We start from the raw sequence: 12,977 nt of genomic DNA on the forward strand, positions 1-12,977 counted from the left end.
TCCTCTGAACGCGATCCTTGCGTGTGCAAGTACCGCATTCAGAGGACGAAACGCGTGCGGGCGGTCAGAGGCGACGGCGCTCCAGCATGGTCAGGTCGGTGTCGAAGTCCGGGAACCCGGCGGGCACCGAACGCGTGCTGACGCCCGGCGAAACCGGAGGCAGCCCGGCCCACCGCCGCACGGTGTTCGTCGCTTCGGCGGCCTGCGCCGCGGGAAGCTGCGAGATCCGGGCGCCGTGGTTCCCGCCCTGCACCGTGTAGCTGTAGGAGTCCTTCGTGCCGAAGCCGAGCTTGAACGGCTCGGCACCCCACGGGTCGTTCCCGCCGTAGACGAACATCAGCCGCTTCCCCCGCGACTTCACCCAGAAGTCGATGTCCGGCATCGCCAGATGGTCGAACCGCGGGATGTCGACCGACTTCGGCACGAACGTCCGGGACACGTTGGAGCCCGGGTAGCGCAGCAGATCCCGGAGATAGCCTTCGTAGGACTCGGGGGCGCCGAGCTGGTAAGAAGCCTGGAAGTAGTACGGGACATAGATCTCGAGGTTCTGGTCGGAGTAGGTGTTGAGGCTCTCGACGCGTTCGAACCAGGCGTAGACCTCGCCCGCCGGGGCGCCCGGCTTCGGGATCGTCGCGCAGTCCGACTGCTTCTGGTACTGCCAGAAGGCGAAGTACGAGTCGATCACCGAGATCTCCAGCGACACGTCGGCCGAGCCGACGGTCTTGAACGTGTAGCCGTTCTTGGCCGCGTCGGCGGCGGCGAGCGCCGCGAACTCGGAGCGCCGGGTCAGCACGTCACGCTGGATCGCCTTCAGGGCCGAACGGCAGGCCGGATCGTCGCCGACGTTCGCCAGGAACCGGTTGTAGCGGTCGTGCTCGTTGATGACGTCGTTGGGCGCGACGTAAGGGATCGTCGCGTCGACGTCGTCCGGGAAAAACCTACGGAAGTAGGTCGCCGTCATCCCGCCTTTGCTGCCGCCGGTCGCGAGCCACTTGCCCGGATAGAGCCGCTTGAACGCCTCGACGGCGCGGTGCTGATCGGCGGCGGCCTGCCAGATCGTCAGCTGCTTGCCCCAGTTCGGCTGATCCGGCCGCGAGGGAGTGAAGAAGCGGTATTCCATCGACAGCTGGTTGCCGTCGACGAGCTGCGTCGGCTCCGAGCGGTTGGGCGATTCCGACACGTTGTACCCGCTCGTGTACACCACGGTCGGTGAGCGGAATTCCTTGTGCAGCAACGTGAAACGCTGCTGGAAGGTACCGCTGTCCGGCCTGCGGTGGTCGACGGGCTGGGTGTAGGCGAGTTTGAAGAACCGGTATCCGGTCGGCGCCGGGTTCTCCGAGACGACGGTCAGGCCGGGGATCCGCCCGAGCGCGTCCCTGATGTCATCGGGCGCCGCCTGCGCGGCCGGGGTCAGCCCGGTCAGTGCGAGAACGGTGATCGCCAGAACCGACCACGCGGCCGTGAGCTTCCGCATCCATGCCCTCCCCATCGCCGACCTTTGAGCGGTCGGATACTCACAGAGTCGCCGCCGGTGGGCAATCGCCTATCCGGTCGAGCCCGAAGATCAGGCCCGGCCGCCGAGCACCCGCTCGACGTAGGCCTTGATGGCCGCGCGGGCTTCGGGGGAGCTCCACAGTTCGAGGACGTGGGCGTCGTCGCCGGTGCGGTGTTCGGCGATCCGTTCGTGGAACGGCCGGTGCAGCTGCGCCTTGGTGTGCGCGTACGCGGCCGCCGGGATCTCGGCGAGTTTTCCGGCCACCTCGACCGCCCGCTCGACGACGTTCTCCGGCGGGGTCACCTCGTTCACCAGGCCGAGCCTGAGCGCGTCCGCCGGAGGATGGGTCTCGCCGAGGAAAGCGAGTTCGGCCAGGATGTCGGCGCCGAACCCGGACCGCAGGATTTCCAGCGCCGCCAACGGGAACGGCACCCCGACGAGCAGTTCGGTGATCCCGATCCGGCCGGGGCCGTCGGCGAGGACGCGACGATCGCAGGCGGCGGCGAGCACCGCCCCGCCGGCGATCGCGTGCCCGTTGACGGCCGCGACCACCGGACCGGGGAAGCCGAACACCGAGAGGAACGCGTCCGACAGCGCGGGCAGGAAGTCCTCCAGGTAACCCGTGCCGCCGTCGTGCACCCGCCGCAGGTCGACGCCCGCGGAGAAGATGCCGCCGGTTCCGGTCAGCACCACACCGCGATAGCCGCCGAGCTGCACGTCCTCGAGCCGGACGATCAGTTCCTGGCAGAACTCCGTGTCGAGGGCGTTCGCCTTGCCGTGCTGCAGGGTGACGACGGCGATCCCGCCTTCGTCGTCCACGCGGATCGAGGAGGTGGCCATGAGCCGACCGTACCCGAGCCGGCGCGGATCTACAGTGGACCGCTCAGTCCCGGAGGCGCACGGTGACCGTCGGGCTGAAGGAGCGTTTGCGGTTCCAGCCGGTCTCCGCGCCGATGCTGAGCTGGATGGCGCGGTCGGCGGGCGCCCAGTAGCCGGTGCGGACGAAGTAGGCGTCCATCGAGCACAGCCTGCTGCAGGACTTGCGGTTGCAGATGGTCTCCCAGCCCCACTGCCTGCCGCTCTCCTCGACGCCGTTGCGCCGGACGAACAGATGCGGGTTGCCGATCTCCCGGCAGTAGGCGCTGCCCTCGGAGATGTAGAGGACCCCGTCGATCTTGTAGAACCGGTTGTTGTCGAGAAGCGTCACCTGGCCCGAGACGGCGAATCCGACCCGGCCGCCCTTGCCGGCGTTCATGGTCCAATCAAGAGAGAATTCTTGGACCGGGGTCTCGACTGACTGGGTCATGGTGACATCCCCGCTTTCTTCTCGCGTCGGCACCTTTGCACTGAAGATAAGGATTTCCCGGAGGTCTCCGAAGATGAATGCGAACTTTTCACCCAATGAGTCGATGATCCGAAAATGGATGTTCTCATGCGCATGAAACACCGGTTACCGGCGCTAATGGGTGAAGGTCGCCACAGCCAGTGAAAACCGGGGCCCACCAGGGAAGAGATTTCGTCTTCCCGGTGGACCCCGGTCGTTTCTTCAGCGCGAAAACGCTCTCAGCTGGTGATGTCCTTCGTCGCGAACCGGCGACCCGCCAGGAGGAAGAACACCGTGCCGTACAACGCCGCCGACAGCATGCCGTTGGCCATGTTCGTCCAGTCGATGTCGGTCGAGATTAGATCCATCCACGAGAACGCGAAATGCGTCGGCAGATAGTCCCGCAGCCCTTCGAGCGCGGTGATCTGGTCGAGGATCTGCGAGACGATCGCGACGATCACCGCGCCGCCGACGGCGCCCAGCGGCGCGTCGGTGGCGACCGAGAGCAGCATCGCCAGCCCTGCCACCCACGCCAGCTGCAGGATGATGTAGATCGTCGCCAGCCCCATCGCGATGAGACTGTCGCCGAACGTCACCGCGTCCCCGGTCGGGCTGATCGCGTCGCCCGCGCCGTACCAGATGACCCCGACCACCAGTGACACCAGCGGCAACAGGATCAGCGCGACCGCGGACAGGATGCCGGAGACGATCGCCTTCTGCCGCAGCACCCGATGCCGGGGGACCGGCATCGCGAGCAGGTACTTCAGGCTCGACCACGACGCTTCGCTCGCGATCGTGTCGCCGTAGAACAACGCCACGATCATCGGGAGCAGGAACGTCCCGGAGACGAACAGCGCGAGCACCACGAAGTTCGGCGCGCTCGCGGTGGCGAGGTCGACGAAGCCGCCGCTGCGGCGGTTCGGGTTGGCCTGCCCGATCTCGAACGCGATCACCAGGATGAACGGCAGCAGCGCGACGAACCCCAGCATCAGCTGGGTCCGCCGCCGTTTGAGCTGCCGCTTCAGCTCGACGCCGAGCCGCAGCGTCCGGTCGGCGCGGTAACCCGCCACCGCCCCGTCCGGGCCGACCTCGGCCGGTTCGTGCGAAGCGACCTCGGTCAGCTCCAGCAGTGCCGCCGGATCGGTGTGCACGCCGTGATCCGCCCGGGTCGCCGGGCCGGAACCATTGGTCTTACTCACCCTTCGAGTCCTCTCCGACCAGCTGCAGGAACGCGTCTTCCAGACGGCGCCGCGGCCCGGCCTGCTCGACCGCGACCCCGGCCCGCACCAGGACGGCGACCGCCTCGGCGCGCGCGAGACCGTCGAGATCCGCGTGGACCAGCTCCCCGTCGACGTCGACGCCGGAAACGCCGCCGACCTTTCGCAGCGCTTCGGCCGCCTCGGCGGGCTTGTCGACGCGGAACGTCGCCTCGCCGCTGGACGCGGCCAGTTCGCCGACCTCGCCCGAGGCGACCAGCATGCCGCGGTGCATCACGACCACGTGCGTACAGGTCTGCTCGACCTCGGCCAGCAGGTGGCTCGAGACCACCACGGTGCGCCCGGTCGCCGCGTAGCGCTGGAGCACCTCGCGCATCTGGTGGATCTGTGGCGGGTCGAGCCCGTTGGTCGGTTCGTCGAGCACCATGAGCTCCGGCAGGCCGAGCATCGCCTGCGCGATCGCGAGCCGTTGCCGCATGCCCTGGCTGTAGGTGCGGACCCGCCGGTTCACCGCGTCGCCGAGACCGGCGATCTCCAGTGCTTCGGCGAAATGCGCCTTGTCCTTCGGGCGGCCCGTGCTCGCCCAGTAGAGCTCCAGGTTCTCCTTGCCCGACAGGTGCGGCAGGAAGCCCGAACCCTCCACAAAGGACCCGATCCGGGACAGCACCGGCGCGCCGGGCGCGATCAGATGGCCGAACACGCGGATGGTGCCCGCGGTCGGGGTGATGAGCCCCATCAGCATGCGCAGGGTCGTCGTCTTGCCCGCGCCGTTCGGCCCGAGCAGGCCGAGCACCTGGCCGGGTTCGACCCGGAACGACAGATCCTTGACCGCGACGAACCCACCCGCGTAGGCCTTCCGCAGGCCTTCGATCACGAGCGGCGTCTTCGCCAGGCTCTCGTCGACGTCATGGGCGCGGCGGCGCCGGAACGCGGCGATCACCGTGATCGCGATACCCGCGAGCAGGGTCCCGGCGATCCCGAGCAGCTGCGCGATGGGCGCGCCCGCGCCGACCGAGGTGCCGTGGACGACCGGCACGCCGAGCCGTCCGCCGTCGGCCAGCCCGATACGGAACACCGCGGGTTCGACCGGCGTCGCGAACGACTGGTCCGTCGTGCCGACGACCAGCCGGAGCGTGTGCCCGGCCTCCAGCGGCCGCACGATGCCCGGCAGGGTCACCGTCACCTCGACCGGACTGCCGTCGGCGGGCAGACCGGTGACACGGAACGGCGCGACGGCGTTGGCCGGAAGCGTGCGGACGCCTTCCGAGTTGACGTCGTAGAGCTTCGCGAAGAGGACGGCTTCCTTCTGCGGAGCGGCGGCGGACGGATCAGCCGAGACCTGCAGCCGGACCGTCGAGGAACCGGCCGCGATCGTCTGCGCGTCCAGCGGCGGCGTCGCGAACTGCGCGGCCTGACCCGGTGGGTCCAGGCTGAACAGCCCGGAAAGCCGGGACGAACCCGCCACCGCGCCGTTCAATCCGGGGATCCCGCTCACCGCGGCGGGATTGCCGCCCGCGGGCCGGACGGCCGACTGCGCCGGGCCCGCCAGCGTGAACTGCCGTCGTTCGGTGACTTCCGGGTACGCCGGCGCGGTGACCGTCCGGACCGAAGGAGCACCGTTGGCCCGCAGCGTGCCCTGGATGTCGTAGCTGAACCCGGTACCGGGATCGGTGCCCTGGCCGGTGAGGGAGAACTTGAGGAAGTCGGCGATCTGCGCGCGCAGTTTTTGCCCGGGCTTCCCGCCGTCGTGTCCGCCGGTGTACCAGATCGTCCGGACCTTGCCGCCCGCGGCGGTGATCTGCCGGGCGGTCGCGTCGGACTGGTCCAACCCGAACAGGGTGTCGCTTTCGCCCTGCACCAGCAGGGTCGGCACGGTGATCTTGTCCGTCACGGACGCGGGGGAGACCCGGTGGAGCAGGTCGACGGTCTTCCGGCTCGCCTTCCCGGTGGTGGCGAGTTCGGTGTATGCCTGGCAGACGTCGGCGGTGAACCGTCCACAAGGGTCGGCGGGGCCGGACGGCGGGCGTTGTCCGTTCGGGCCACCGAGCGGCAGCGACTGCGCCGCGGCCCCCGCCGCGCCCGTGCCCTGTGCCGCCCCGGATTCGCTCGTCTCGTCACCGGCTTCGGGAGCGTCGTTGGCGGGAGAACCGCCCTGCGCCGCGCCGGAACCGGCGGAGAAGAAGATGCCCGCCCACGACTTCTTGAAGACACCGTCCGGGGTGAACGCGCCGGCGGCCGGGGTGGCGGCGCTCGGTGCGGCCTGGGCGGCGGCGTTCGGGAAGAGGCCCTGCGCGAGATCGTTGTAGGTGATCACCGGCGCGATCGCGTCGACCCGCTTGTCTGTCCCGGCGAGCAACAGGGAAAGCGCGCCGCCGTACGAAGCGCCGGACACGGCCACCTTCGGGTCGCCGTTCTCGCTGAGGACCTCGGGACGGCCTGCCAGGCCGTCGATCAGCTTCCGGGCGTCGGCGACCTCGCGATCGGGGTCGTTCAGCGCGATCTTCCCGGTGCTGCGGCCGAAACCGCGCGCGGACCAGGTCAGCACGACGAAGCCCTTTTCGGCGAGTTCGCGGGCTTCGGTGGCGACACTGTTCTTGTCGCCGCCGAAACCATGGGCGAGCAGGACGGCCGGAGCCGGGGTCTGTTCGGGCAGGTACGTGGTCGTGTCGATTTTCACGACCTCGGACGAGCCCGGGGTTTCGGGCAGGTCGAGGGTCGCGTCCTGGGTTCTGACCGCGGACGGGGCGGGTTCGCCGTTCGTCCACACGACGGCCGCGGCGGCCAGGACCACCACGACCGCGGCGAGCGCGGTGAGCTTCGCGCCTCGCGTGCGAGGGAGCGGGATTCGGGGCACGGAATGACCGTATTTCACCGAACCTGAGAGTCGCCCCTCCAGCACACAGGGACCACACAAGCGTGACGTTAGGCCGCCCGCCCGAACGGGTATCCGGTGAGGGAGAAACAGGTGGGTGTGACGGGAGTTACGCCATCATCTTGGTGACAAGGGCAACCTTAACTGGCGTCAGGCGTACAGACAGGTCAAACTGGACCAGCTGTGAGGGGAGTATTCCTTCGCGGCGGTGTCGTCAGCACGGTGGCCTTCGCGGGCCCCCGGCACCGTCGGCCGGTTTCACACCGGCGGAAGAGACCTCCGGTTAGTTGCTGCTGTGCACTATCCGGAGGGTTGGTTACATGTCTGTTCCCCTGTGGCTATGGATCGCCACGGTCGGCGGTCTGCTCGCGCTGATCGCGCTCGACCTGGTCATCGTCGATCGCAAGCCGCATGAGGTCACCACCGGCGAAGCCGCCCGGTGGGTTGTCTTCTACGTCGCCGTGGCCATCGCGTTCGGCATCGGTGTCTGGGTCTTCGCCGGACACGACCCAGGGGTCCAGTTCTTCACGGGGTACATCACCGAGTACTCGCTGAGCGTCGACAACCTGTTCATCTTCATGATCATCATGACGTCGTTCAAGGTGCCCGCGATCCACCAGCACCGCGTGCTGCTGATCGGCATCCTGCTCGCGCTCGCCATGCGCAGCGTGTTCATCGCCGTGGGCGCCGCGCTGATCGCGCAGTTCGTCTGGGTCTTCTTCCTCTTCGGAGCCGTCCTCATCTGGACCGCGATCAGCATGGTCCGCAACAAGGACGAAGAAGAGGAATACGAGGAGAACGCGCTCACCCGCTGGGTGCGCAAGCTCTTCCCGGTCACCGAAGAGTGGCACGGGCACAAGTCCTTCGTGAAGAAGGACGGCAAGCGCTGGATCACCCCGATGTTCCTGGTGATCGTCGCGATCGGCAGCGCGGACCTGCTGTTCGCCGTCGACTCGATCCCGGCGATCTTCGGTATCACGCAGGAGGCATTCCTGGTCTTCACCGCCAACGCGTTCGCGCTGATGGGCCTGCGCCAGCTGTACTTCCTGCTCGGTGGCCTGGTCACCAAGCTGGTGTACCTGTCCTACGGCCTCGCGGTGATCCTCGCCTTCATCGGCGCCAAGCTGTTCCTGCACGCGCTGCACGAGTACCACGTCGTGCCGGACTGGCTGGACATCAACAACTGGGTGTCCCTGGGCGTCATCGTCGTGGTCCTGACCGTGACGACGCTGGCCAGCCTCGCGAAGGCGAAGAAGCTGGAAGCCGCTGAGCAGGAGTCTTCAATCAGTAGTTAGAGCTGCTAAGGATCGGGTACCGTCGGGGCCGTGCGTCCCGTTGACATCGAAGCCCTGACGGTCCCCGGCATCCTCGCGCTGCACGGCGACCTGCTGCTCACCGCGGTGAGCAGGCCTGATCTGAAGACGAACGGCTACCGAGGCGGCCTGCGCAAGGTCGACCTCGGCGGTGACGGAGAAGGGCCATGGACCCACGGGACCAAGGACTCCGCCCCCGCCATCTCGCCGGACGGCCGGTGGATCGCGTTCCTCCGGGCCGGAGAGGGTTCCGGGCGCGTGGCGAAGCCGCAGGTGCACGTGATCCCCTCGGCCGGCGGTGACGCGAAGCGGATCACCGATCTTCCTCTCGGCGCGGGCGCGCCGGTCTGGGCGCCGGATTCCCGCCGCGTCGCCTTCGTCGCCCGCGTGCCGGAGCCGGGCCGCTACGGCACGGAGAACGCGGACGGTGAGACGCCGGAGCCGGGTGAAGAAGCGCCGCGGCACATCAAGAACCTCTTCTACCGCGTCGACGACGCGGGTTTCCTCAACGACCGTCCACAGCGTCTGTTCGTCGTGGACACCGCGGCCGCGCTGGACGAGGACGCGCCCGCCGAGCTCACGCCCCTGACCGACGACCGGGCCGACGTCGATCATCCTTCGTGGACGGAAGACGGCGAGCACGTCCTGTGCACCGCCCCGCGTGACTGGGCCGCCGAAGACACCGTCCGCTCGGACGTCTACGCCGTGCCCGCCGACGGCGGCGGCGAGCCCCGGCTGCTCGTCCGGTCCTTGGGCACCGCGGACCGGCCGGTCGCCGCGCCGGATGGTTCGATCCTGTTCTACGGCACCGAGTTCTCCGGCCAGGAGGAGATCGCCCGCAACACCGGGCTCTGGCAAGCGCCGTGGCCCTCCGGTGACGAGCCCTCGTCCCCGCGACGGCTGACCGACGTCGAAACGGTGGACTGCGACAACGCGGCGAGCCGTCCGGTCGTCCTCGGCGACGAGGTTCTCGTCGTGGTCCGCACCCGTGGCGCCGCCGAGCTGCGCGCCGTCCCCCTCGACGCCGACCTGGCCGAGCTGAAGACGTTGCGGCACCTGGCCGGCGAGCGCACCGTGGTGAAGTCGTTCGCCGTCGACGGCGAACGGATCGTCGCGGTGATCGGGACGCCCGAGAGTTCCGGTGACGTCGTGCTGCTGTCGGACGGGGGACCGCGCGTCCTCACCGACTACTCGAAGGCGTTGCGGGACACCGGGATCCTGCCGCTGGAGGAGCTGAACACGACCGCGCCCGACGGCTATCCGGTGCACGGCTGGATCGTCCGGCCCGAGGGCGAGGGGCCGCATCCCGTGGTCCTGATGGTCCACGGTGGACCGTTCGCGCCGTATGAGTGGAAGGTCTTCGACGAGGCGCAGGTGCTCGCCGCAGCGGGGTACGCCGTCGTCCTGGGGAACCCGCGCGGTTCCGCCGGCTACGGCGAAAGCCACGGCCGGAGCATCGTCCACGGCTTCGGCACCGTGGACGCGGACGATCTGCTGGCCCTGCTGGACGAAGCGCTCAAATTGTCCAATCTGGACAGCGATCGCGTCGGCGTGATGGGCGGCTCGTACGGCGGCTTCATGACCAGCTGGCTCGCCGCGCATCACGGCGGCCGGTTCCGCGCCGCGTGGAGCGAGCGCGCGGTCAACGCCTGGGACTCGTTCGTCGGCAGTTCCGACATCGGCTGGTTCTTCGCCGGGGGTTACGTCGGGGACGACCCCGAAGAACAGCGCAAGCGCAGTCCGCTGACGTACGCGGGGAAGATCGACATCCCGTTCATGGTCGTGCACTCCGAGCAGGACTGGCGATGCCCGTTGGAGCAGGCGCAGCGGATGTACGTGGCCTTGCGGCAGAACGGCGTCGCGGCCGAGTTCCTGCTGTTCCCGGGCGAGGGGCACGAACTCACGCGATCGGGCCTGCCCCGGCACCGGGTGCAGCGGTTCGACGCCGTGCTGGAGTGGTGGGGGCGCCACCTCTGATCGCCGGGCTCACCGGATGCCATGAACGGACCGTTCATGGCATCCGGTGTCAGCTGAGGAGCGTGTAGTTCAGCTCTTCGCACACCCGGCCCAGCGGGACGTCGAGCCCCGGGTGGTCCAGGGGGAGCAGCACGTCGGGCGCGACCGGCAGCGAATTCCCGGCCGGCGGGTCCCACAGCGCGAGCGCGGGGCCGCCGGAATCCATGGACGACCGGTACCAGACACCGTCGAGGTCGCCGAAGGCGGCGCGGATGGCGCGCGCCCAAGCCTGGGTGATCTTCTTCGGGCCGCTGGAGATCTCCTGCGAGGCACCGACGCGGGTCGGCCACAGGCCGGCGAGATCGAGCAGCCGCAGCGTGCGGGTCGGCCGGACGACGACCAGGCGCGGGCCGCGGGATTTGCGGTCGACCGTCGACGTGGTCTGGAAGACCTCCGCGATGCTCGTGCGCACGGTGAGGCCGAAGTACAGGACGCCGTTCCCGGGGTCGGTGACCGGGCGACCGCCGCGACCGGGGGTCTGCGGGTCGAACCGGCCGTGCGGGAGCGGGCCGCTGTAGCGGAACGAATTCCACTGCTGGGGGTGGTTGCCGTGCGCGGTGAAGATCCTGACCAGCCTGGTGCCGGGATGCACCGTCACCACGTCGTTGGTGCGGTGCAGCTCCTTGACCAGGACAGAGCGTGCGGGCGGCAGGGGGAGCCGGGCCATACCTCGGGAGTCGTCCGTCCTTGTCGGGTGATCTTGCTCGGTGGGGTCAGCCTACGGCCTACCCCCGACTGAAATTCTCGTCGCCGGGCAAGGATCTCAGAACGGCGACCCCAGCGTGGCCACCAGTCTCGCGACATGTTCGGGATCGCCACCGGAGAGAAGCCATTGGCGCGGGGTGGCGGGATGGTCGTTGATCACCAGATCGGCCTGCGGGGTGCTCATGAACGCGGCGACGACGAGCGCGGGCTGGTCCTCGGGGACGGCACGCAGCACGACCTCCAGGCCGGGCAGCACCCCGGAGCCGGCGAACTGCCAGGCGGGCAACCGCCAGCCCTGGTCCTTCCAGCCGGTGAGCCTGCCCTCCTTCAGGCGGTGGCGGATACGGCTGTCGTCGACGCCCAGCGTCTTCGCCGCTTCCAGCACGCTGAGCGCGGAATCGGCGAGCACGGCGTGCGCGGCGACCGTCCGCGCACGGAAGTCCGGTTCGTCCTCGCCGCGGGGCGAGAGATCGAGGCCGACGTCGGTGAGCGCGGCCCGCTGGTCCGCCGAGAAGTAGTGCGACGGATCGGGGTTCGGTGGGGTCAGCCTCCGCGCCGCGTCCTCGACGAGGTTCAGGAACTCGTTGGCGTCGACCTTCAGGCCCGCCTTGGCGAGAACGTTCTCGAGCGCTATCGACATAGCGCCTAGGGTAACGCGTCTGTGCGGGTTCGTGCGGTCTCATCTCGGTTTCGTGGGGGAATTCACCAGAGACGAACACAGAGCGCACGGAATCAAACACGTGCAGTAGGCAATATCGCCACAGTGTGCCCGTATCGGGCGAGGTTGTCCAGGATTCCGGCTTGACAGGTGGTAAACAGGAACTTACCTTCCGAAAGGTAAACGATTTCTTCCCACCGCTTCGGAGAACCCGGCTGGTGTGGGGCCGGCTTGGGGGAACAAGGGGGTGGGGCGTTCCTGGGCGGCCGGTGCGAACCGGTCGCCCAGGCACGTCGTGCACCTGGGATCTCCGATGTCGGCCGCTGTCAGTCGCGCCGTGAGCTCCGGCGCACGATCAGTTTCGCCTGCAGCGTGGTCGTCGTGGCCTTGCGCGTGCTGTCGCCGATACGGGCGAGCAGCAGCTCGGCGGCGACCCTGCCCACCTCGTTCGCGGGCTGAGCGACCACCGTCAGCGGCGGATCGATCAGCGTCGTCCACGGCGCGTCGTCGAACGACACGATCCCCACGTCCTGTCCCGAGTGCAGACCGCGTGAAGCCAGCGCCTCCAGGACGCCGATCGCCATCGTGCTGTTGCCGACCAGCAGCGCGTCCGGCGGCTCGGGCTCGTCGAGCAGGCTGAGCGCGGCGAGCCTGCCGCCCTCGGCGCGGAACTCGGCCCGCCGGGTGAGCGCGTTCCCCTCGCCGACGGCGTCGGTGTAGCCGGCCAGGCGGTCTTCGGCCGTGCGCACCCCGGGCGGTCCGCTGACGCAGGCGACCCGCCGGTAACCGCCGTCGAGCAGGTGCCGCGTCGCGTCGCGGGCGGCGAGCCGGGTGTCGACCAGCACCTGGTCGCCGGTGTTCTTCAGCAGCGGCCGGTCGACGGCGACCACGGGGGTGCCGCGTTCGGTCAGCCGGTCGACGTTGGTGGCCCGGCCGGTGGGGGAGAGCACCACGCCGGCGACCCGCTCCTGGAGGGCGACGTCGATGTAGCGCCGCTCCTTCTCCTCGTTGTCGTCGGCGTTGCACAGCACCACCGAATAGCCCGCGGTCTGCGCGATGTCCTCCACGCCGCGGGCGATCGCGGTGAAGAAGGGGTTCTCCACGTCGGAGATGATGAGCGCGAGCACCGCGGTCTCCTGGCGGCGCAGATTCCTCGCGAGGCCGTTCGGGTGATAGCCCAATTCCGCGGCGGCGGCCTGCACCCGCGCCGCGAGTATCGGGTCCACTGTGGACTTACCGTTGAGCGTCCTCGACACGGTCGCCGTCGAAACCCCGGCCTTCGCCGCCACGTCGTTGATGGTGGCCACCGCGACCTCCCCTTCTGCAGGTGTATTGACACCTTCGCACGGGAAGAATAGCTTGGCCGACAATCGTTAC

Annotated in this window: 10 protein-coding genes; 2 read left to right on the forward strand and 8 right to left on the reverse strand. The window is 68.9% G+C overall.

Features of this window, described 5'->3' with window-relative positions:
• Window positions 1–64: 64 nt before the first annotated feature.
• The 5 genes from ACIRGA_RS09360 to ACIRGA_RS09380 all read right to left on the reverse strand — a co-directional run bounded on the left by ACIRGA_RS09360 (window position 65) and on the right by ACIRGA_RS09380 (window position 6,908).
• Window positions 65–1,474 carry a S28 family serine protease gene (locus tag ACIRGA_RS09360; protein ID WP_400938559.1) on the reverse strand — a complete coding sequence of 470 codons (1,410 nt, stop codon included), beginning with the start codon at window positions 1,472–1,474 and terminating at the stop codon, window positions 65–67.
• Between the two features lie 90 nt (window positions 1,475–1,564).
• Entirely contained in the window at window positions 1,565–2,335 is a 771-nt protein-coding gene (locus ACIRGA_RS09365; protein ID WP_400938561.1) for an enoyl-CoA hydratase/isomerase family protein, read from the reverse strand.
• Window positions 2,336–2,378: 43 nt separating this feature from the next.
• A complete protein-coding gene (locus tag ACIRGA_RS09370; RefSeq protein WP_400938564.1) occupies window positions 2,379–2,801 on the reverse strand; it encodes a hypothetical protein in 423 nt (140 codons plus the stop codon).
• A 257-nt stretch (window positions 2,802–3,058) separates the two neighbouring features.
• A complete protein-coding gene (locus ACIRGA_RS09375; protein ID WP_400938566.1) occupies window positions 3,059–4,018 on the reverse strand; it encodes an ABC transporter permease in 960 nt (319 codons plus the stop codon).
• Window positions 4,011–6,908 carry an alpha/beta fold hydrolase gene (locus tag ACIRGA_RS09380; RefSeq protein ID WP_400938568.1) on the reverse strand — a complete coding sequence of 966 codons (2,898 nt, stop codon included), beginning with the start codon at window positions 6,906–6,908 and terminating at the stop codon, window positions 4,011–4,013. Before ACIRGA_RS09380 ends, ACIRGA_RS09375 begins: the two co-directional genes overlap by 8 nt.
• Before the next feature lie 320 nt (window positions 6,909–7,228).
• On the opposite strand from ACIRGA_RS09380, the gene ACIRGA_RS09385 reads away from it, so the two are divergent.
• Window positions 7,229–8,203: a TerC family protein gene (locus ACIRGA_RS09385; RefSeq protein WP_400938570.1), complete on the forward strand. Its 975-nt coding sequence runs from the start codon at window positions 7,229–7,231 to the stop codon at window positions 8,201–8,203.
• 30 nt (window positions 8,204–8,233) lie between these two features.
• Window positions 8,234–10,198, forward strand: coding sequence for a S9 family peptidase (locus tag ACIRGA_RS09390; RefSeq protein ID WP_400938572.1), 1,965 nt, complete (start codon window positions 8,234–8,236; stop codon window positions 10,196–10,198).
• A gap of 49 nt (window positions 10,199–10,247) precedes the next feature.
• Here ACIRGA_RS09390 and ACIRGA_RS09395 read toward each other — a convergent pair whose 3' ends face one another.
• From ACIRGA_RS09395 to ACIRGA_RS09405, 3 genes are all read right to left on the reverse strand, one after another.
• On the reverse strand, window positions 10,248–10,904 hold the full coding sequence (locus tag ACIRGA_RS09395) for an RES family NAD+ phosphorylase (protein ID WP_007028108.1): 657 nt from the start codon (window positions 10,902–10,904) through the stop codon (window positions 10,248–10,250).
• A gap of 96 nt (window positions 10,905–11,000) precedes the next feature.
• On the reverse strand, window positions 11,001–11,582 hold the full coding sequence (locus ACIRGA_RS09400) for a hypothetical protein (RefSeq protein WP_016335460.1): 582 nt from the start codon (window positions 11,580–11,582) through the stop codon (window positions 11,001–11,003).
• A 344-nt stretch (window positions 11,583–11,926) separates the two neighbouring features.
• A complete protein-coding gene (locus ACIRGA_RS09405) occupies window positions 11,927–12,907 on the reverse strand; it encodes a LacI family DNA-binding transcriptional regulator (RefSeq protein ID WP_400938575.1) in 981 nt (326 codons plus the stop codon).
• Window positions 12,908–12,977: the final 70 nt, after the last annotated feature.

Origin of the sequence: Amycolatopsis sp. NPDC102389 (assembly GCF_044765885.1) — a bacterium.
GTDB lineage: Bacteria > Actinomycetota > Actinomycetes > Mycobacteriales > Pseudonocardiaceae > Amycolatopsis.

What these genes read in the sequence shown, in the direction of transcription:
- ACIRGA_RS09365 (WP_400938561.1), bottom strand. Translation starts at nt 2,335, where the DNA reads ATGGCCACCTCCTCGATCCGCGTGGACGACGAAGGCGGGATCGCCGTC.
- ACIRGA_RS09385 (WP_400938570.1), top strand. Translation starts at nt 7,229, where the DNA reads ATGTCTGTTCCCCTGTGGCTATGGATCGCCACGGTCGGCGGTCTGCTC.
- ACIRGA_RS09400 (WP_016335460.1), bottom strand. Translation starts at nt 11,582, where the DNA reads ATGTCGATAGCGCTCGAGAACGTTCTCGCCAAGGCGGGCCTGAAGGTC.
- ACIRGA_RS09360 (WP_400938559.1), bottom strand. Translation starts at nt 1,474, where the DNA reads ATGCGGAAGCTCACGGCCGCGTGGTCGGTTCTGGCGATCACCGTTCTC.
- ACIRGA_RS09370 (WP_400938564.1), bottom strand. Translation starts at nt 2,801, where the DNA reads ATGACCCAGTCAGTCGAGACCCCGGTCCAAGAATTCTCTCTTGATTGG.
- ACIRGA_RS09395 (WP_007028108.1), bottom strand. Translation starts at nt 10,904, where the DNA reads ATGGCCCGGCTCCCCCTGCCGCCCGCACGCTCTGTCCTGGTCAAGGAG.